This window comes from Brevundimonas naejangsanensis, assembly GCF_003627995.1.
In the GTDB taxonomy this organism is placed as follows: domain Bacteria; phylum Pseudomonadota; class Alphaproteobacteria; order Caulobacterales; family Caulobacteraceae; genus Brevundimonas; species Brevundimonas naejangsanensis_B.
This window is the reverse complement of sequence record NZ_CP032707.1, coordinates 2,733,582-2,752,204: the sequence shown is the minus strand read 5'-3', so window position 1 is coordinate 2,752,204 and position 18,623 is coordinate 2,733,582. Positions and strand designations below refer to the sequence as shown.

Here is an 18,623-nt window from a genome sequence, read left to right as displayed (position 1 = left end):
GGGGCCGAAAAGCTAGGGCTGGGCGTCGGATTCCGCGGCGCCGGGCACCTTGGCCTTCAGCACGTCCTTGAGACTGTCCAGCACCTGGGCGCGGGCGTCGGCGGCCTCGGGCGGCAGGGTCAAGAGCAGGCGCAGGGCCTGGGCGTGGACGGTGACGACGCGCCAGTCGAAGGGGCGGTCCTCGGGCGCGGCGTCGATCAGGTCGCACAGATTGGCCGCCGCCGCGCACAGGTCGTCGAGGGCGAAGGGACTGGCGGCGTCGATCACCGCGCTGGCGTGGGCGTAGGCCTGATCCAGGGCGCGCTCGTCCGCAGCCGCCGGCGCGGGCAGGGCGGCCAGGGCGGCGACCTGCTCGGCGATGATCTCGCGGCTGCGGGCTTCCAGCCCGGCCAGGTTGGCGCGGGCCTGGGTCAGGGCGACGCCGACGCTGACGCCCCCGGGCTGATCGACCAGGGTGGACAGGCGGCTGCGCCGTCGGTTGTGAGTGATGACGGTCATAGTTCGATCGCCGCCTTGCGTTCGTCTTCGAAGGCGGCCCTGCGGCGTTCTTCGGCGCGGCGTTCAAGGCCGTGCCAGGGCTCGTTGCGGAAGCGCCGGTCGGGGCCGAAATAGTCGCCGACCTCGAGGAAGGGGCGCGTGTCGCGCGCCACCCAGACGATGCGCTCCAGAAGGACGCCCGCGCTGAACGGCTTGGTGATCAGGAAGTTGGCGCCGCAGTCGCGCGCATCGGACACCTTCGAGCGGCGCACGTGGGCGGCCGTCATGATGACGGGGGCGTAGGCGTTGGGCTCCAGCCCCGAGCGGCGCAGCCATCGCACGAACTCATAGCCGCTCATGCCCGGCATTTCGCAGTCGACCAGGATCAGGTCCACCGGATGGTTCTGCAGGATGGCGATGGCTTCGGCCGCGCTGGCGCAGGCGTGGCGCACCTTCATGCCGAAGCCGAGCAGGGCCTGGGCGGTCAGCTCCAGCGAGAAGGGCGAATCGTCGATGACCATGGTCATCGCGCCGTCGAAGTTGAAGACCGCGCTTTCGCGCAAGGATTCGCCGACCCCGTTCATGCCGCGCATGGGGGCCTCCCGGCGCAAGACGAAGGAAGCAGGACGAATCGCATGGCTAAGCTTCGGCGGCGAGACGCCGCCGTGCAATCGCGATCAGCCCAGTCGGCCGATGGCGTAGAAGCGGTCGGCGCGCTGTCTCTTCAGTTGCTCGGCCGACAGGCCGGACAGGGCCTTCAGCTCTTCTTCCAGCACCTGGCCGACGTTGCGGATCGCGGCCTCGCGGTTGGCGTGGGCGCCGCCCAGGGGCTCGGGGATCACGCGGTCGACGATCTTGAGGCCGATCAGGTCGGGGGCGGTGATCTTCATGGCCATGGCCGCATCCTTGGCCCGCGTGCCGTCGCGCCACAGGATGCCGGCCGCGCCTTCCGGCGAGATGACCGAATAGATGGAGTGCTCCAGCATCAGCACGCGGCTTGCGGCGGCGATGGCGATGGCCCCGCCCGAGCCGCCTTCGCCCGTCACCGTGGCGATGGAGGGCACGCCCAGGGTCAGGCCGCGCTCGGTCGAGCGGGCGATGGCCTCGGCCTGGCCGCGCTCTTCGGCGCCCAGGCCCGGATAGGCGCCGGCGGTGTCGACGAAGGTCAGGACCGGCAGGCCGAACTGCTCGGCCATGTCCATCAGGCGGACGGCCTTGCGATAGCCCTCGGGGCGGGCCATGCCGAAGTTGTGGGTGATGCGGGTCTGGGTGTCGTGACCCTTTTCGTGGCCCATGACCACGACCGGCTGGCCGCGGAAGCGGGCCAGACCGCCGAGGATGGCCTGGTCGTCGCCGAACTGACGGTCGCCGTGCAGTTCCACGAAGTCGGTGAACAGGCCGTCGATGTAGTCGACGAAGTGCGGGCGCTGCGGGTGGCGCGCGACCTGGGTGCGCATCCACGGGTCCAGGTTGGCGTAAGTCTTGACGCGCAGGGCGTCGGCCTTCTTGCGCAGGGCGGCGATCTCGGTCTCGAACGATCCGCTGGTCGGCGCCAGCAGCGACAACTCGGCGATCTTGGCGTCCAGTTCGGCGATCGGCTTTTCGAATTCGAGGTAGTGCGTGGCCATTAGGCGTCCGTGTGGAGGGAGCGCCCCTTGGCGCTACGGAAGGCGGCGGAACCTAGAGTGCGGAACGCCTCGGAGCAAGCGCAGGTTCAGAAGGCTTTTGGGAGCCCGGCCTGTTTGAGAATTTCGTTGGCCATGTGACGCAGCGGTTTGGAGGGGATCGTCACTTGAAGGCCGGTAACCCGATGGCGCCATTTCTCATGGCTGCCCTTGCCTTCCGGGACCTGAACGAAACCTGCAGCCAGCAACAGGCGCACAACCTCGGATAGTAGTGATTGACCAAGGTCAGGCCGCGGCGACGTCGAGCTGACGCGAGGCATCGAAGCGAATCGTGACGGCTTCGTGGATGTTTAGATTGGAGGCGAGAAGATCGGGCGCGAAATGCCGGATCAGGTCTTCGAACTCTTCCAGGGTCTCGCTTTGGAGAACCAGGCCCGGAATATCGGATTCGCTGCACCAGACCTCGGCCTCGGGGGCCCAGATCGCCTTGACGTAGAAGGTGCGCGCCATGGCCGGAAGTATGGGCGTTCAGTCGTCTTTCGCCAAGGGGTGGTTGGCGTGGACGACCTGGGTCAGGCGGTCGGTCGCGACGTGGGTGTAGATCTGGGTCGTCGAGATGTCGGCGTGGCCTAGCAGGGTCTGCACCACGCGCAGGTCGGCGCCGCCTTCGAGCAGGTGGGTGGCGAAGGCGTGGCGCAGGACGTGGGGGCTGACCCGGGCCGGGTCGATCCCGGCCGCCAGGGCTGCCTGATCCAGAAGTTGGGCGAACCTGCGGGGCGTCAGGTGGCCGGTCTTGCCGTGCGAGGGGAAGAGCCAGGCGCTGTCGGGCGTGTTGGGCTTGCGCGCGGCGTCGCGGGCGTCGAGCCAGGCCTTGATGGCCTCGCGCGCGGCGGGGTTGAGCGGGGCCAGCCGTTCCTTGCCGCCCTTGCCGCGCACGATCAGATAGGCGGGATCGCGGCGCACCGCCTCGACCTTGAGGGCCAGCAGTTCCGACACCCGCAGGCCCGAGGCGTAGGCCATCTCGACCAGGGCGATCAGGCGCAGGCCCGACGCGCCGTCGCGGGCGGAGGCGGCGGCCAGCAGGGCCTCGATCTCTTCGCGGCTGAGGGTCTGGGGCAGGGGGCGTCCCTGTTTCGGCGCATCGAGGCGGCGGGAAGGGTCGTCCGCGCGCCAGCCCTCGCCCAGGGCGAAACGATAGAATTGGCGCACGGAAGAGCGGCGGCGCGCGGCGGTGGGGGCCGACAGTCCCCGCCGCGACAGGTCGGCGAACCAGGCTTCGAGCGCCTGCTGATCGGCCCCCATCAATCCTCCGGCCTCGACCAGATGAGCTTCCGCGTCGGCTAGGTCGCGGCCATAGGCGGCCAGGGTATGAGGCGAGGCGTCGCGTTCGACCGCCATCATTTCCAGAAAGGCTTCGACCTGAGGCGTCATTGGAACCCTTCCGGGGTGTGGAGCCGGGGCCCGTCTGGTGTAGAGGGTGTAGCGACCATGCCCGCCGACGCCTTGCCTGATTCTTCTCCGCCTCCGAACCGCACCATAGCGCTGGTGGGGCTGATGGGGGTCGGCAAATCGACGGTGGGGCGGCGACTGGCGCAGCGGCTGGGTCTGCCCTTCGCCGACGGCGACCATGAGATCGAGGCCGCCGCGGGCATGAGCGTCAGCGAGATATTCGCCACGCGCGGCGAGGCTGAGTTCCGGGCCGGCGAGGCGCGGGTCATGCGCCGTCTGCTGGAAGGGCCGCCGATCGTGCTGGCGACGGGCGGGGGCGCCATGATCAACGCCGACACCCGCGCCGTGATGAAGCGGCGCGCCATCAGCGTGTGGATGCGCGCCGACCTGACGGTGATCGCCGAGCGTGTGGGGCGGCGCGACACCCGCCCCCTGCTACGCGGCCGCGACGCGCTGCAGGCCCTGCGCGAACTGGCCGAGGCGCGGTATCCGATCTACGCCGAAGCGGACCTGACGGTCGACGTCGGCGGCGGGTCGCACGCCCAGGCGGTCGAGGCGATTTTGAAGGCCCTGCGAGCGCATGCGCGCGTGGAGAACAAGCGATGACGACGACGATCCCGGTCGGGGGCGCCGGCTTTCGGCCCTATGAGGTGGTCGTCGGGCGCGGCCTGCTGAAACAGGCGGGCGAGCAGGTGGCCGCCTTGAAGCCGACGCGCGCCTTTATCGTCAGCGACGAGACGGTGGCGGCGATCCACGGCGAGACGGTGCGCGCCTCGCTGGAGGCGGCGGGTCTGTCGACGGGGATGGTGACGGTTCCGGCGGGCGAGGCGTCCAAGTCGTTCGCGCAGCTTGAGGCCGTGCTGGACCGGCTGCTGGCCGAGGGGCTGGACCGCAGGAGCCTGGTCGTGGCCCTGGGCGGCGGCGTGGTGGGCGATCTGGCCGGGCTGGCGGCGGCCCTGTTCATGCGCGGCATCGATTTCGTGCAGGTTCCGACGACGCTGCTGGCCCAGGTGGATTCCTCGGTCGGCGGCAAGACGGCGATCGACACCCCGCGCGGCAAGAACCTGATCGGCGCCTTTCATCAGCCGCGCCGGGTGCTGGCGGACATCGAGGCCCTGGCCACCCTGCCGATCCGGCAGGTGCGCTCGGGCTGGGCCGAGGTGCTGAAGCATGGGCTGATCTGTGATGCGGCCTTCTTCGATTGGCTGGGCGACACTTCGCCTTCCGGGGGGGCTGCGGGTGCCAAGGGCGACCCTGACGCGCTGGAGCGGGCGGTGATCCGTTCGGTCCAGATCAAGGCCCAGATCGTCGGCGAGGACGAGAAGGAGGCGGGCCGCCGCGCCCTGCTGAACCTGGGACACACCTTCGGCCATGCGCTTGAGGCCGAACTGGATTTCGGCGAGGCCCTGACCCACGGCGAGGCGGTGGCCCTGGGCTGCACCATGGCCTTCCGCTATTCGGCGCGGCAGGGGCTGTGCCCGGCGAGCGAGGCCGAGCGGGCCGAGGCGGGCATTCGCGCGGCAGGCCTGCCGACCCGGCTGCCCGACGTGGACCACGCCTTCGCGGCCGACGCCCTGATCGCGCGCATGGCGGGGGACAAGAAGGCCGAGGGCGGGTGTCTTACCCTGATCCTGGCGCGGGCCGTCGGCGACGTCTTCACGGACAAGGACGTGGACGCCGCGGCGGTGCGCGCTTTCCTGATCGAGGAAGGCGCGGCGGGGCCAGTCTAGCGCACCGTCGCCTGCGTTCCTGAACGCGCCTTTCGTCGCGAGCGGAAGAAGCCGCGCAGCATCTCGGCCGCCGGATCGGCCAGAACGCCGCCCTCGGTCTCGGGGCGCCAGTGGCAGGTCGGCTGGTCGAAGAAGCGGCCGCCGTGGATCACGGCGCCGCCCTTGGGATCGTCCGCCCCCCAGACCACGCGGCCGATGCGGGCGTGGCTGATGGCCCCCGCGCACATGGCGCACGGCTCCAGCGTGACATAGAGGGTCAGGTCCGTAAGGCGATAATTCTGCAACTTCGCCGCCGCATCGCGCAGCGCCATGATTTCGGCGTGCGCAGTGGGATCATGGGCGGTGATAGGGCCGTTTTGCCCGCGACCAAGCACTTCGCCGGTCGTTTCATCGACAATTACCGCGCCGACGGGCACCTCGCCGGCTTCAGCCGCCGCTTGCGCCAGATCGAGCGCCATGCTCATGAACCGCTCATCATGGATCGCCATCCCAAAGACAACGACAAGAAGCCCCGCTCCCGTCAAGACGACGGGCCGCGCGGTCCCCGTAATTTCGCCGACAAGGGCCCGCGAAAGCCCTTCGACAAGGACGGCAAGCCGGGCGGGAAGCCCCGCGACCGCGCCGAGGGCCGTTCGGGGGGCAAGCCTGCACCCGAAGCCAAGGCGCCCGAACGCACCGAACGAATCGCCAAGGCCATGGCCCGCGCGGGCATCGCCTCGCGCCGCGAGGTCGAGCGCCTGATCGGCCTGGGCAAGGTGGCGGTGAACGGCCGCATCCTGGACACGCCCGCCGTCCTGGTGAAGCGCGACGACAAGATCACCGTCGACGGCAAGCCGATCGGCGCAGCCCAGGCGACGCGCGTCTGGCGCTATCACAAGCCCGCCGGCCTGATCACCAGCCACAACGACCCGGCGGGGCGCCCGACCGTGTTCGACGCCCTGCCCAGCGGCCTGCCGCGCGTGATCTCGGTCGGCCGTCTCGATCTGGCGACCGAAGGCCTGCTGCTGCTGACCAACGACGGCGAGCTGAGCCGGGCGCTGGAGCTGCCGGACACGGCCCTGGTGCGCCAGTATCGCGCCCGGGCGCGCGGCCGCATCACCCAGGCGCAGCTGGACAAGCTGAAGGACGGCGTGGTCGTCGACGGCGTGCGCTACGGCCCGGTGGAAGCCACCATCGACAAGGCCAAGGAAAAGGCCGAGGGCGAGAAGTCCTCGGCGAACCTGTGGCTCAGCGTCTCCATCACCGAGGGCAAGAACCGCGAGGTCCGCAAGGTGCTGGAAAGCGTCGGCCTGACGGTCAACCGCCTGATCCGCCTGGCCTACGGTCCGTTCCAACTCGGCACCCTGCCGGTCGGCGCGGTCGAGGAAGTCGGCCCGCGCGTGATCCGCGAGATGCTGGCCGACCACATCCGCCCCGAGAACCTGCCGACCGGCAATACCGTCGAGACGCCCGCCCCGGTCCCCGGCCGCCGCAGCGGCACGCCGATCGTGCGCGGCAAGTCGGGTTCGGCCATGTCGGACCCGTCGCGCAAGCCCAGCCGCGTGCGCGCCGCTGAAACGGCGGCCGAGGAAGGCGCCGAGTTCGGCAAGCCCGCCAAGAAGGAGGGCTGGGCCAAGGCCAAGCCCAGGTTCGAGCACACGAAGACCTTCAAGCCCCGCGCCCGTCCGGGCGAGGGCGAGGGCGAGAGGGCCGAAGGCGAGCGTCCGCGCCGTCCCTTCAAGCCGCGCGAACCGCGCGCCGATCAGTTCATCGACGACCGTCGCGGTCCGCCCAAGGGCGGCCGCCCCGGTGGAAAGCCAGGCGGCAAGCCGTTCGGACGTCCTGGCGGCGCGGGCGGCCGGTCTGACGCGCGGCCTGGCGCGCGTTCGGGCGAACGGTCGGGCGATCGTCCCGGCGGGCCTCGCGGCGGCGGCAAGCCGTTCGGCAGCAAGCCCTTCGGCGGCAAGCCCTCGGGCGGCGGTCCGCGCGGTCCGCGCCGGGGCGGCTGATCCATGCGGATCGTGGCTGGAAGCCTGAAGGGGCGCGCCATCGCGACCCCTGAAGGCCAGAACACGCGGCCGACGTCGGATCGAGCGCGGCAGGCGATCTTCAACGTGCTGGAGCACGCGCCGTGGGCTGAAGGGCTGCATGAGGCGCGGGTCATCGACCTCTATGCCGGATCGGGCGCCCTGGGGTTCGAGGCTCTGTCGCGTGGCGGGGCTTTCTGCCTGTTCGTCGACACCGACGACGGCGCTCGCGGGGCGATCCGCGAGAACATGGACGCCTATGGCCTGTTCGGGCGGTGCCGGGTGCATCGGCGCAGCGCGACCGACCTGGGGCCGCGCCCCGGTTCGGCGGGCGAGGCCTTCACCCTGGCCTTCCTGGACCCGCCCTACGCCAAGGGTCTGGGCGAGCAGACGCTGGCCCGTCTGCTGGAGGGCGGCTGGCTGGCGCCGGGCGCGATCGTGGTGTTCGAGCGCGGCTCGGACGAGCCCGAGATCGACACGCCCGGCTATGAGCGGTTGGACGCGCGCGACTACGGCGCCGCGCGCGTCCTGTTCCTCAGGGCGTCAGAAGCTTCGGCCTGAGGTCCGATTGTCGGCCCGGCTGCGCAGGCGGCTGAGGCCCTCGCGGTTGACGACATAGGGGCCGCCGTTGCGGGACTTGATGACGCCCTTGCGCTTCAGGCTGCGCCATTGATCCAGGTTGCAGCCGTCCAGCACCCAGCCTTCGCGGGTGAAGCAGCGGGCGGCCAGGATGCGGCCCTGTTCGTCGCGTTCCAACAGGATGCGACCGCCCTGGGCCAGGGCGTGGAGCGTGCGTTGCTCCGCACGTGACAGGTTCATGGGATTGAGATTTCCAAGGCATGAGACGACACGCGCCCGGCGCAGTGAGGCGCGGGGCGGGCTCTGAAGGCCTCGGACGATCAGCGTCCGGGCCTATGCCGCGGCTACAATCTCAAACATGGTTCGATCCCATTGGGGGGAAGGCGCGGACTTCTAGCGCAGGGCGGCGGGCACGGCTAGGCTTGGCCGCATGAACATGCATCGCCGCACCTTCCTGGCCGCCGGCGCCGCCGTCGCGGCCGCGCCTTCCGTATCTCGCGCCGAGACCGGCTGGACGCCGCGCGCGTCCATGTCCTGGCCGACGCAGGAGATCTATTGCGCGGCGCTGGACGGTTCGGTCACGGTCGCGGGCGGCCTCGTGCGCTCGGCCACGGGCGGGCTGCATATCAATGACCGGACAGCGATCTATGACGCCAAGGCGGATCGGTGGAGCGAGGGGCCGCGCCTGCCGCAGCCGCGCCACCACCCGATGCTGGCGGCGGCCGCCGGGCGGGTCTGGGCTTTCGGCGGCTACGACCGGCGCGACGGCGGCGAGTGGACGGCCATGACGGACGTCTGGGCCATCGACCGGGGCGTCTGGACCCAGGTCGGCCAGATGCCGGAGCGGCTGTGCGAGACCGTCGGCCTGTCGCTGGACGGCCGGGTGCACCTGATCACCGGCCGCTCGCCCAAGGGCGAGGCGAACGGCCAGTGGAACGATCAGGGCGACGTGGCGACGCATCTGGTCTTCGACGCCGCCGCCAACCGTTGGGACAAGGCGCGGCCGGCGCCCATGGCCCGCAACAGCGCGGCGGGCGCGGTGCTGGGCGGCAAGCTGTTCGTGGCGGGCGGCCGCACGGTGGACGGCGGCGGAACGGGGCGGCTGGACCGTTATGATCCCGCCGGGGACCGCTGGGACACCCTGGCGCCGATCCCGGCCTCGCCCGCGACCGGAAGACAGGTCGGCGGCGGCCTGGCCATGGCCGAGGCGGGCGGCAAGCTGGTCGCTTTCGGCGGCGAATGGTTCGACCGGCCGGGCGGCGGGGTGTTCGCCGAGACCTGGATTTATGAGCCGACCCGCGACGCCTGGACGGCCGGTCCGGCGATGCGGACGCCCCGTCACGGCCTAGCGGCGGCCAGCGTGGACGGCGTGGTTTACGCCATCGCCGGCGGCGAGGTGGCGTCGGGCGGCAAGGCCAGCGGCCTGGTCGAGGCGCTCAGCCTCTGAGGCGGCGCAACTCGGCGGCCAGGGCGCGGGCGCCGACCGTGACGTCGGCCCAGGTCACGTCGAAGCCGTCGTCCTCGCCGAAATAGGGATCGGCCACGGTCTGACCGGCGCGGCCCTCGACGTGATCAAGCAGCAGGGACAGTTCGGCCGTGGCGTCGGGCGGCGCGAGGCGGCGCAGGTTCGACAGATTATCGTGGTCCATCGCCACCAGATGGGTGAAGCGGCGGAAGTCGGCGGGCTTCACCTGGCGGCCGCGCAGGGCCGAGATGTCGACGCCGTTTCTGAGGGCGACCGCCTGGGCGCGGGCATCGGGGGGAGAGCCGACGTGCCAGCCGCCCGTGCCGGCGGAATCGACGATCGCATCCAGCCTCAGGCGGCGGGCCTCTTCGCGGAAGGCCGCCTCGGCCAGCGGCGAGCGACAGATGTTGCCGAGGCAGACGAAGAGGATGCTGTAGGTCATACCGCCCTTATTCGCACATCCCGGCCTTCGCCGGGATGTGCGGGGCAGGGATCACCGCCGCCCGAACAGCTTTTCCAGGTCGTTGAGCTTCAGCTCGACATAGGTCGGGCGGCCGTGGTTGCACTGGCCGGAGTGGGGCGTGGCCTCCATCTGACGCAGCAGGGCGTTCATCTCGGGGGCGCTGAGAACGCGGCCGGCGCGGACGCTGCCGTGGCAGGCCATGGTGCCGCAGACCTCGGCCATGCGCTCCTTCAGCGACAGGGCGGCGCCGTGTTCCGACAGGTCGTCGGCGATGTCGCGGATCAGGCCCTGGACGTCCGTGTCGCCCAGCAGAGCAGGGGTTTCGCGCACCAGCACGGCGCCCACGCCGAAGGCTTCGACGATCAGGCCCATCTCGGCCAGTTCCTCGGCCCTGGCGGCGACGCGGTCAGCCTCGGCGGGGTCCAACTCGACCACTTCGGGGGTCAGCAGGGCTTGGCGGGTGACGGCGCCGGTCGCCATCTGGGCCTTCATCCGCTCATAGACGAGGCGTTCGTGGGCGGCGTGCTGATCGACCACGACCAGGCCGTCGCGGGTCTGGGCCACGATGTAGGTGCCATGCAACTGGGCGCGGGCGGCGCCGAGCGGGTAATCGATCAGGTCCGCCGGCGTCTGGGCGCCGGGCGCGATCTGGCCCGCGTGTTCGGCCTGGACCTCGGCCAGGGTGCGGAAGCTGGGGGCGGCGGCTTCGCCGGTCCAGGTGTGTTCGACGCGGGCGGAGCGCTCGTTCAGGCCGGGCAGGTTTTGGGCGGCGGCGGCCGGTTGCGACCAGCCCTGCCATCCGCTCCAGCCCGGCGCGGCGTTTCCGAACGACTGGGCCGAGGGCGAGGTGGGGCTGTAGAGGGCCTCGCCCGTGTGCGGTCGGAAGCCGGACAGGGCGTCGGCGGCGACCGTGGTCGAGGCGCGGTGGCCGGCCGCGTGCAGGGCGTGGCGCAGGGCGCCGACGATCAGGCCGCGCACCAGCGCCGGGTCGCGGAAGCGGACCTCGGCCTTGGCGGGGTGGACGTTCACATCGACATACAGCGGGTCGATGTCGAGGAAGAGGGCCGCCGCCGGGTGCCGGTCGCGGGCCAGGAAGTCGGCGTAGGCGCCGCGCAGGGCGCCCTGCAGCAGGCGGTCGCGCACGGGCCGTCCGTTGACGAACAGGAACTGGTGCGCCGCATTGCCGCGCGAATAGGTCGGCAGGCCCGCATAGCCGGACAGGCGCACGCCGTCGCGCTCCTGATCTATCAGCAGGGCGTTGGCCTCGAAGTCGCGGCCCAGCAGGGCGCCGAGGCGTTTCAGCCGTCCCTCGTCGCCGGGGTGTTCGGCGGGCAGGCGCAGGGTGGTCTTGCCGTCCAGCGTCAGGGTGAAGGCGACGGCCTCATGCGCCATCGCCTGACGCTTGATCTCTTCCGAGATGGCCATCGCCTCGGCCCGCTCGGACTTCATGAACTTCAGCCGGGCAGGGGTGGCGTAGAAGAGGTCGCGCACCTCGACCCGCGCGCCGTGCGGGCCGGGGAAGGCGGCGGGCGACAAGGGCCGCTGGGCGCCGCCCTCGACCGAAACGGCCCAGGCGTCGTTCTGGGGCTCGCCCGCCTCGGCCCGGGCGCGGGTCGTGATGTTCAGCCGGGCGACCGAGCCGATGGAGGGCAGGGCCTCGCCCCGGAAGCCGAGGGTGAATATGCGCAGCAGGTCCACGTCGCCCGCGTCGTCCGGTTCCAGCTTTGACGTCGCGTGGCGTTCGATGGCGACGGGCAGTTCGTCGCGCGGGATGCCCTTGCCGTCGTCGGCGATCAGGATGCGGGTCAGGCCGCCGCCGTCCGCCTGAATCTCGATGCTGCGGGCGCCCGCGTCGATGGCGTTCTCGACCAGTTCCTTGATGGCGCTGGCCGGGCGTTCGACCACCTCGCCTGCGGCGATGCGGTTGACGGTTTCGGGGGGAGGCGGCGGATGGGCATGAGATTCGCAGGATAGGCGGCCGCGGCGCGCGGCGCACCTCAATCCGCATTTTTGGCGAACGGGGGCTTGAAGATCAGCAATCGCAACTTATACTGTTGCAGTCCGAGCGGCGCGCCGACGGACAGAGCAACCGTTTCTGGGCCTCGTGTCCAGTCCTGAACATCCAACGAGGTCCTCCATGAAGATCAAAGCCGCCATCCTGGCCGTTTCGGCCGCCGCCCTGCTGACCGCCTGCAGCCCCGCCGCCGACAAGGCCCCCGCCGCCGACGCCGCCTCGACCGCCCCGGTCGAGCTGAAGGCCCCGGCCGGCGTCTATGTCATGGACCCGACCCACGCCTCGCTGCAGTGGTCGGTGCCGCACAACTCGATTTCGAACTACACGGCCCGCTTCAACACGTTCGAAGCCAAGCTCACCCTGGACCCGGCCAACCTGGCCAACAGCTCCGTCGAAGCGACCATCGATCCGCTGTCGGTTGATGCCAACTATCCGGGCGACTACCTCGGCACCCACGCCGCGACGGGCTTCAAGAGCTTCAGCGAGGACATCGCCAAGAGCAAAAATTTCCTGAACGGCGGCGTCTTCCCGCAGATCACCTTCAAGTCGACCCAGGTCGAACTGACCGGTCCGCGCACGGCCAAGGTGACGGGCGACCTGACCTTCCTGGGCGTGACCAAGCCGGTGACGCTGGACGCGACGTTCGGCGGCGAGATCGAGAAGCACCCCTTCATGCAGGTTCCGGCCATCGGCTTCGCGGCTGAAGGTTCGTTCAAGCGCTCGGACTTCGGCATGCCGGTCGGTCCGGTCGGCGACGAGGTGACGATCCGCTTCGACGGCGAATTCATCAAGGAAGCGGCTCCGGCCGCCTAATCACGCCGAGACTAAAGAGCGGGCGGGGCCGGTCGGTCCCGCCCGTTTCCTGTCCAGACTGACGCGAGAGTTCCGATGACCGTCCGCCCCAGCCGCTACAGCGCCGTCGCCATCACGCTTCACTGGCTGATTGCCGTCGCCATCCTGTCGATGATCCCCGTGGGCTGGTGGATGAGCGACGCCATCACCGAACCGGGCAGCCAGGCGCTGGCCTATCGCGTCTTCCAGATTCACAAGTCGGTCGGCTTCCTGATCCTGGCGCTGACGGTGCTGCGGATCGTGTGGCGGCTGACGCACCCGGTTCCGGCCCTGCCGGGCGCCATGAAGGGGTGGGAGCAGTTCGCCGCGCGGGCGACGCACCTGGCCTTCTACGCCCTGATGCTGGCCTTGCCGCTGACGGGCTGGGTCTATGTCTCGACCGGCTGGGCGGTGGCGACGGACACGCCCCTGGCCGTGGCGAGCAGCTGGTTCGGCCTGTTCGCCGTGCCGCATCTGCCCTTCATCGAGCACGCCTCGGAAGCCGTGCGGCGCGCGACCGCCTGGATGGCCATGGGCGCGCATAGCAAGCTGGCCTGGGCGGCGATCATCCTGGTCGCCATGCACGTCGGGGCGGCGCTGAAGCATCAGTTCCTGGATCGCGACGGCGTGCTGTCGCACATGATTCCGATCCTGCCGCATGGCGAGGCCGCCCATGCCCCCGCGCCCGAGCCGACGCCCGCCGTGCGCTGGGCTGAGCGGCTGGCGGGCGTGGCCTTCGTGGTCGTGATCGGCGCGGCCTTCGGCCTGGCCGCCAAGCCCGCGCCTACCGGGCAAGGGGAGGCGGTCGCCTCGGCCCCCGCCGCCGCGCCTGCGGCTGACGCGCCTGTGGCGCCGGGCACGGCCGCCGCCTGGACGGTGGACCAGGCGGCCTCGGCCATCGTCTTCAGCGGAACCCACACGGGCAAGGCCTTCACCGGCGGGTTCGAACAGTGGGAGGCGCAGATCTGGTTCGATCCCGCCGACCTGACCGGCTCCAAGGCCGTGGTGACGGTCCAGACCGGCACGGCCAGGACCGGCGACGCGACCCAGGAAGGCAGCCTGTCCGGCGGCGAATGGTTCGACCCGACGACCTATCCGACCGCCCGTTTCGAGGCGACGAGGTTCAAGGCCCTCGGCGGAAGCCGCTATGAGGCGGCGGGAACCCTGCGCATCAAGACGACGACGATCCCCGTGGTCCTGCCCTTCACGTTCGACGAGGCGAACGGGACGGCGACCGTGGCCGGCAAGCTGGAGCTGGACCGCACGGCCCTGAACCTGGGCATGATGTCCGACGCGGGCGGCGACTGGGTGTCCAAGGCCATCGGCGTCGAGATCAAGGTGAAGGCGGCGCGGGCGGGGTAGAACCTCTTTCCCTTCCCCCTCGATGAGGGAAGGGCAGGGATGGGGGTGTGCACGCAACGCTTTTTGATTGAGCGCGTGGGGCGGCGCGTCTCCGAGTCTCAACAGCAAGCGCCTTGTCTTCACCCCCGCCCAGCCCTCCCCCATCAAGGGGGAGGGCTTGTTGAGTTCGGAGGAAGAGGCCCTCAACATTTGCCCGACTCCGCGGGGGACGCTACAGCCTTCGGCTCTCCCTTCCCTGAGCGCCGAAAGAGCGACGCCATGCACGACATCAGAGCCATTCGCGACAATCCCGAAGCCTTCGTCGCGGGCTGGTCGTCGCGCGGCGTGGATGACGCCGCCGATGTCGTCGCGCGCATTCTGGCGCTGGACGTCGAGCTGCGCGCGGCCCAGACGCGCGGCCAGGAGGCCCTGGCCAAACGCAACGCCGCCTCCAAGGCCATCGGCGCCGCCATGGGCAAGAAGGACATGGCTGAGGCCGACCGGTTGAAGGCCGAGGTCGAGACTCTGAAGGCCGAGATCGCCGAGGCGGCCGAGGCCGAGACCGCCAAGGGCGCCGAACTGCGCGACCTGCTGGCGGGGCTGAAGAACCTGGCCGCCGCCGACGTGCCGGACGGCGCCGACGAAAACGACAACGTCGAAGTCCTGACGTGGGGCGAGCCCCGCACGACGGGCCCGGCCAAGGATCACGCCGACCTGGGCGAGGCCCTGGGCCTGCTGGACTTTGAGGCTGCCGCCAAGATGTCCGGCTCGCGCTTCGCCGTGCTGAAGGGGCAGCTGGCGCGTCTGGAACGCGCCATCGGCCAGTTCATGCTGGATATGCAGACGGACAAGAACGGGTATCAGGAAGTAAACTCGCCGCTTCTTGTGCGGGACCATGCCATGTTCGGCACTGGTCAACTGCCGAAGTTCAAGGAAGACCTTTTCTTCGCTTCCAGCGTTATTCCGTGGGGCGAGGCCTCTAAAACGGAGAAGAATCCGACCGGCGTTGTTCTGAATCCTGACGCCAGAATTTCGTGGGACGAGGAAGCTGATACGATCACGCTTTCTGGCGACGACACCAGTTCGATTGATGAGATGCGCTATCTCATCCCCACCGCCGAAGTCTCCCTGACCAACCTCGTGCGCGAGCAAATCCTGGCTGAGGACGAGGTCGCCCAGCCCATGCGCCTGACCGCCCTGACGCCGTGTTTCCGGGCCGAGGCGGGATCGGCGGGGCGCGATACGCGCGGCCTGATCCGCCAGCATCAGTTCTCCAAGGTCGAGATGGTCTCCATCTGCCGCCCGGAGGATTCGGAGGCCGAGCACGAGCGCATGACCGGCTGCGCCGAAGCGGTGCTCCAGGCGCTGGAGCTGCCCTATCGCAAGGTGCTGTTGTGCAAGGGCGACATGGGCTTCTCGGCGCAGAAGACCTACGACCTCGAGGTCTGGCTGCCTTCGCAGAACACCTATCGCGAGATCAGCTCCTGCTCGAACTGCGGTGACTTCCAGGCCCGGCGCATGGACGCCCGGTTCAAGCGCGCGGGCGAGAAGAAGACCGAGTTCCTGCACACCCTGAACGGCTCGGGCCTGGCCGTCGGCCGCACTCTGGTCGCGGTGATGGAGAACTATCAGCAGGAGGACGGGACCATCGCCGTTCCGGCCGCCCTGCAGCCCTATATGGGCGGGTTGAAACAGGTGGGCTGATCCTTCTCCCCTTGCGGGAGAAGGTGGGCCGCGCAGCGGCTCGGATGAGGGGTTGCTCAGACAGAAGATGCTAGTGGCGAGTGCAGACGACATGATTACCGGCCGGGGCGCGACCCCTCATCCGTCTGGCTTCGCCAGCCACCTTCTCCCGCAAGGGGAGAAGGAAGCCTGATGCGTATTCTCCTCACCAACGACGACGGCATCGAGGCGGAAGGCCTTGAATGTCTTGAGAAGATCGCCCGCACCCTGTCGGACGACGTCTGGGTCGTCGCGCCCCAGACCGAGCAGTCGGCCAAGGGGCGGGGCATCACCCTGACCGAGCCGCTGCGGGTCAATCAGCTGGGTCCCAAGCGCTTCGCCGTGACCGGCACCCCGACCGATTGCGTCATCCTGGCGGTCAACGACCTGATGCCCGAGAAGCCCGATCTGGTGCTGTCGGGCGTCAATCGCGGCCACAACGTCGGCGAGGACGTCAGCTATTCCGGCACGGTCGCCGGCGCCCTGCAGGGCATGGCCTTCGGCATCCGCTCCATCGCCCTGTCGCAGTCGCTGGAGCGGTTCCACGATGAGGCGACGGCGCACTGGGAGACGGCCGAGGCCTTCGCGCCCGGCATCATCGCCCGCCTGCTGGAGCAGAAGTGGGGGAGGGCGTGGTCATGAACCTCAACTTCCCCAAGCTGCCGCCGGAACTGGTCAAGACGGTCGAGGTGACGCGCCAGGGCTTCCGCGACATCGGCGAGATGCACGCCATCCGCCGCACCGACCTGCGCGGCCGCGACTACTACTGGATGGCCTTCCGGGGCGCGCCGCAGGAACATGCCGAGGGCACCGACCTGCGCGCCATGGACGAGGGCCGCATCTCGGTCACGCCGCTGCACATCGACCTGACGCATATGCCGATGGTAAATGACCTGAAGAAGGTGCTGGGCGGCGCGCCTCCGAAAGGACCACACGAGAAATGAGCCTCAAGGACGACCGCGCGGGCCGGCTGATCCTGTCGCTGCGGCGCCAGGGGGTGACCGACGCGCGGGTTCTCCAGGCCATGGAGTCGATCGACCGCGCGATCTTCGTTCATGAGAAATTCCTCGACCAGGCGTGGGAAGACCAGGCCCTGCCGATCGACTGCGCCCAGACGATCAGCCAGCCCTATATCGTCGGCCTGATGACCCAGGCCCTGGAGGTCCAGCCGCGCCACCGCGTCCTCGAGATCGGCACCGGCAGCGGCTATCAGTGCGCCGTGCTGAGCCGCCTGGCGCGGTTCGTCTATTCTGTGGAGCGTTACAAGAGTCTCTTAGCAGAGGCCGAGAACCGGTTGAAAATACTGGGTCTCGACAACGTCTTCACCCGCCACGGCGACGGCGGCCAGGGCTGGCCCGAGCAGGCACCTTTCGATCGCATCATGGTGACGGCGGCCTCGCCGCACGAGCCCACGGAACTGCTGAAGCAGTTGAAACCGGGCGGGGTGCTGGTCGCGCCGGTGGGGCGCACCTCGGTGCAGATGCTGAACCGCTATACAGGGCAGCCCGACGGCAGCTTCCAGCGCGAAAGCCTCTGCGAAGTCCGTTTCGTGCCCCTGGTCGAAGGGACGGCCAAGGAGGGGTGAGGCTGTCGATCTGTCGTCGTCATTAACCTTTCCGCCCCACTTTTGCGCCGGTTGGCGGGTTGGCTTTGCGGGCGGGCCGGGGCACACCGGGCCGATGCGGATCAAGGTTAAGACGGAGACTCTCATGGGCGGCTATTCAGCCTGGATCAGGGCGGCGGCGATCGTCGGCGGGGCGCTGGCGGTCACGGCGTGTTCCACCTATCCGAGCGAGCCGCGCTATTCGACCCGGCCCATGCCCGTGGGGCAGGGCTATCCGCAGCCGCCCGCTTCACAATCGGGCCAGCAGCCGGGCGGTTATCCGAACAATCCCTATTACCAGGGCCCGGCGCAGCCGCAGACGCCGCCTCCGCCGGTGATCGAGCAGGGGCCGCGCGCGCCTGCGGGCAGCATCGAGGGCGGCGGCCTCCCGCCGCCGGGCGGTCCGGCCTATCCCTCGACGGGGACGCCGGTCACGCTGGCGTCGCCTGCCGCGGGCGCGGGGGCGGTCCAGCCGGGTTCGGCCTATGTCATCCAGCCCGGCGACACGATTTCCGGCGTCGGCCGCCGTTTCCAGACGCCGGTTCAGGTGCTGATCGACCTGAACGGCCTGGGGCCGCGGGGGGCCATCACCTCGGGCCAGCGGATCATCCTGCCGGACACCGCCGTCGACACCGGCTCCGATCCCTATGCGACGGGACCGTCGCCGGTCGGGGTGCGCACGCCCAACAGCGGCGTGACGCCGCCGCCGCCCCCTCCGCCGCCCAGCGGCAACGCGGCCCTGCCGCCGCCGAACCGGTCCCCGGCCGCCACGGCGCCAGCGCCCTTGTCCTCGCCCTCGACCTCGGCCGGGGCGGTGGGTCAGCCTCTGGCCCTGCAGTGGCCGGTGCGCGGCGACATCCTGCGCCGTTTCGGGCCGGTGGGCATGGGAGAGCGCAACAACGGCGTCAACATCGGCGCTGCCGCCGGGGCCGAGGTGAAGGCGTCGGCTGACGGGACCGTGGCCTATGTCGGCGACGACATCGTAGGGCAGGGGCTGACGGTGCTGATCGTTCACCGCGACGGTTGGCGCACCGTCTATGGCCACCTCGGCTCGGCCACGGTGCGCGACGGGGCGCAGGTGCGCGCCGGCCAGGTCATCGGCACGGTCGGCCTGACGGCCGGGGACGGGCGCCCGTCGATCCACTACGAAGTGCGCCAGATGCGCGGCGACGACCCGGTGGCGCTGGACCCGCTGACGGTCCTGCCGCGTTGACCAAGGCGCGTCCGGGCGGCCACGCCCGGACGCTCTTGTCACAGCGTCGCGTTGCAAATCGGCCCGGCGCACCCTAGGTTCCGCGCCTTGTTTTTCGAAAGGGCC

The 18,623-nt window shown here is 70.0% G+C and carries 19 protein-coding genes and 2 pseudogenes; 11 read left to right on the top strand and 10 right to left on the bottom strand.

Annotated elements, in window-relative coordinates; translation table 11 throughout:
* Positions 1-12 precede the first annotated feature (12 nt).
* The 6 genes from D8I30_RS13030 to D8I30_RS13005 all read right to left on the bottom strand — a co-directional run bounded on the left by D8I30_RS13030 (position 13) and on the right by D8I30_RS13005 (position 3,533).
* On the bottom strand, positions 13-498 hold the full coding sequence (locus D8I30_RS13030) for a chemotaxis protein CheE (RefSeq protein WP_121483128.1): 486 nt from the start codon (positions 496-498) through the stop codon (positions 13-15).
* Positions 495-1,070 (bottom strand): response regulator, encoded by a 576-nt coding sequence (locus D8I30_RS13025; protein WP_121483127.1) that lies wholly within the window; start codon positions 1,068-1,070, stop codon positions 495-497. The genes D8I30_RS13030 and D8I30_RS13025 overlap by 4 nt, the downstream gene beginning before the upstream one ends.
* An 84-nt stretch (positions 1,071-1,154) precedes the next feature.
* Positions 1,155-2,105 carry an acetyl-CoA carboxylase carboxyltransferase subunit alpha gene (locus tag D8I30_RS13020; protein WP_121483126.1) on the bottom strand — a complete coding sequence of 317 codons (951 nt, stop codon included), beginning with the start codon at positions 2,103-2,105 and terminating at the stop codon, positions 1,155-1,157.
* A gap of 86 nt (positions 2,106-2,191) precedes the next feature.
* On the bottom strand, positions 2,192-2,422 hold the full coding sequence (locus D8I30_RS15140; protein ID WP_121483125.1) for a type II toxin-antitoxin system HicA family toxin: 231 nt from the start codon (positions 2,420-2,422) through the stop codon (positions 2,192-2,194).
* Positions 2,388-2,612, bottom strand: a complete 225-nt coding sequence (locus D8I30_RS13010) for a DUF1902 domain-containing protein (protein ID WP_121483124.1) — start codon at positions 2,610-2,612, stop codon at positions 2,388-2,390. The genes D8I30_RS15140 and D8I30_RS13010 overlap by 35 nt, the downstream gene beginning before the upstream one ends.
* A gap of 18 nt (positions 2,613-2,630) precedes the next feature.
* Positions 2,631-3,533, bottom strand: a complete 903-nt coding sequence (locus D8I30_RS13005) for a site-specific tyrosine recombinase XerD (protein ID WP_121483123.1) — start codon at positions 3,531-3,533, stop codon at positions 2,631-2,633.
* A 57-nt stretch (positions 3,534-3,590) separates the two neighbouring features.
* Here D8I30_RS13005 and D8I30_RS13000 point away from each other — a divergent pair, with 57 nt between their 5' ends.
* A complete protein-coding gene (locus tag D8I30_RS13000; protein WP_121483122.1) occupies positions 3,591-4,157 on the top strand; it encodes a shikimate kinase in 567 nt (188 codons plus the stop codon).
* Positions 4,154-5,281, top strand: a complete 1,128-nt coding sequence (gene aroB / locus D8I30_RS12995; RefSeq protein WP_121483121.1) for a 3-dehydroquinate synthase — start codon at positions 4,154-4,156, stop codon at positions 5,279-5,281. Before D8I30_RS13000 ends, aroB begins: the two co-directional genes overlap by 4 nt.
* On the opposite strand, the gene tadA is transcribed toward aroB, so the two are convergent.
* On the bottom strand, positions 5,278-5,769 hold the full coding sequence (gene tadA, locus D8I30_RS12990) for a tRNA adenosine(34) deaminase TadA (protein ID WP_121483538.1): 492 nt from the start codon (positions 5,767-5,769) through the stop codon (positions 5,278-5,280). The two genes, aroB and tadA, sit on opposite strands and share 4 nt — an antisense overlap.
* Between tadA and D8I30_RS12985 the strand changes: the two genes are divergently transcribed.
* Both D8I30_RS12985 and rsmD read left to right on the top strand, forming a co-directional pair.
* Positions 5,758-7,269, top strand: a complete 1,512-nt coding sequence (locus tag D8I30_RS12985; RefSeq protein WP_121483120.1) for a pseudouridine synthase — start codon at positions 5,758-5,760, stop codon at positions 7,267-7,269. The two genes, tadA and D8I30_RS12985, sit on opposite strands and share 12 nt — an antisense overlap.
* A gap of 3 nt (positions 7,270-7,272) precedes the next feature.
* The gene (gene rsmD, locus D8I30_RS12980; RefSeq protein WP_121483119.1) at positions 7,273-7,848 is read left to right on the top strand and encodes a 16S rRNA (guanine(966)-N(2))-methyltransferase RsmD; all 576 of its coding nucleotides are present in this window, start codon (positions 7,273-7,275) and stop codon (positions 7,846-7,848) included.
* Here the strand turns inward: rsmD and D8I30_RS12975 are convergent.
* Entirely contained in the window at positions 7,831-8,106 is a 276-nt protein-coding gene (locus D8I30_RS12975) for a YjhX family toxin (RefSeq protein WP_025977197.1), read from the bottom strand. The genes rsmD and D8I30_RS12975 overlap by 18 nt on opposite strands.
* A 190-nt stretch (positions 8,107-8,296) precedes the next feature.
* Between D8I30_RS12975 and D8I30_RS12970 the strand changes: the two genes are divergently transcribed.
* Positions 8,297-9,313: a Kelch repeat-containing protein gene (locus D8I30_RS12970; RefSeq protein ID WP_121483118.1), complete on the top strand. Its 1,017-nt coding sequence runs from the start codon at positions 8,297-8,299 to the stop codon at positions 9,311-9,313.
* Here the strand turns inward: D8I30_RS12970 and D8I30_RS12965 are convergent.
* Both D8I30_RS12965 and mutL read right to left on the bottom strand, forming a co-directional pair.
* Positions 9,303-9,773 carry a low molecular weight protein-tyrosine-phosphatase gene (locus D8I30_RS12965; protein WP_121483117.1) on the bottom strand — a complete coding sequence of 157 codons (471 nt, stop codon included), beginning with the start codon at positions 9,771-9,773 and terminating at the stop codon, positions 9,303-9,305. The genes D8I30_RS12970 and D8I30_RS12965 overlap by 11 nt on opposite strands.
* A gap of 51 nt (positions 9,774-9,824) precedes the next feature.
* Positions 9,825-11,752 (bottom strand): annotated as a pseudogene (mutL, locus tag D8I30_RS12960) (DNA mismatch repair endonuclease MutL).
* A gap of 179 nt (positions 11,753-11,931) precedes the next feature.
* Between mutL and D8I30_RS12955 the strand changes: the two are divergent.
* The 6 genes and pseudogenes from D8I30_RS12955 (at position 11,932) to D8I30_RS12930 (ending at position 18,518) form a co-directional block, all read left to right on the top strand.
* Entirely contained in the window at positions 11,932-12,621 is a 690-nt protein-coding gene (locus D8I30_RS12955; protein ID WP_121483115.1) for a YceI family protein, read from the top strand.
* 75 nt (positions 12,622-12,696) lie between these two features.
* Positions 12,697-14,001 carry a cytochrome b/b6 domain-containing protein gene (locus D8I30_RS12950; protein ID WP_121483114.1) on the top strand — a complete coding sequence of 435 codons (1,305 nt, stop codon included), beginning with the start codon at positions 12,697-12,699 and terminating at the stop codon, positions 13,999-14,001.
* Positions 14,002-14,259: 258 nt separating this feature from the next.
* Entirely contained in the window at positions 14,260-15,684 is a 1,425-nt protein-coding gene (serS, locus tag D8I30_RS12945; RefSeq protein WP_121483113.1) for a serine--tRNA ligase, read from the top strand.
* Between the two features lie 171 nt (positions 15,685-15,855).
* Positions 15,856-16,646, top strand: a pseudogene (surE, locus tag D8I30_RS12940) (5'/3'-nucleotidase SurE).
* Positions 16,643-17,287 (top strand): protein-L-isoaspartate(D-aspartate) O-methyltransferase, encoded by a 645-nt coding sequence (locus D8I30_RS12935; protein WP_121483112.1) that lies wholly within the window; start codon positions 16,643-16,645, stop codon positions 17,285-17,287. Before surE ends, D8I30_RS12935 begins: the two are co-directional and overlap by 4 nt.
* 124 nt (positions 17,288-17,411) lie before the next feature.
* Positions 17,412-18,518 (top strand): M23 family metallopeptidase, encoded by a 1,107-nt coding sequence (locus tag D8I30_RS12930; RefSeq protein ID WP_121483111.1) that lies wholly within the window; start codon positions 17,412-17,414, stop codon positions 18,516-18,518.
* Positions 18,519-18,623: the final 105 nt, after the last annotated feature.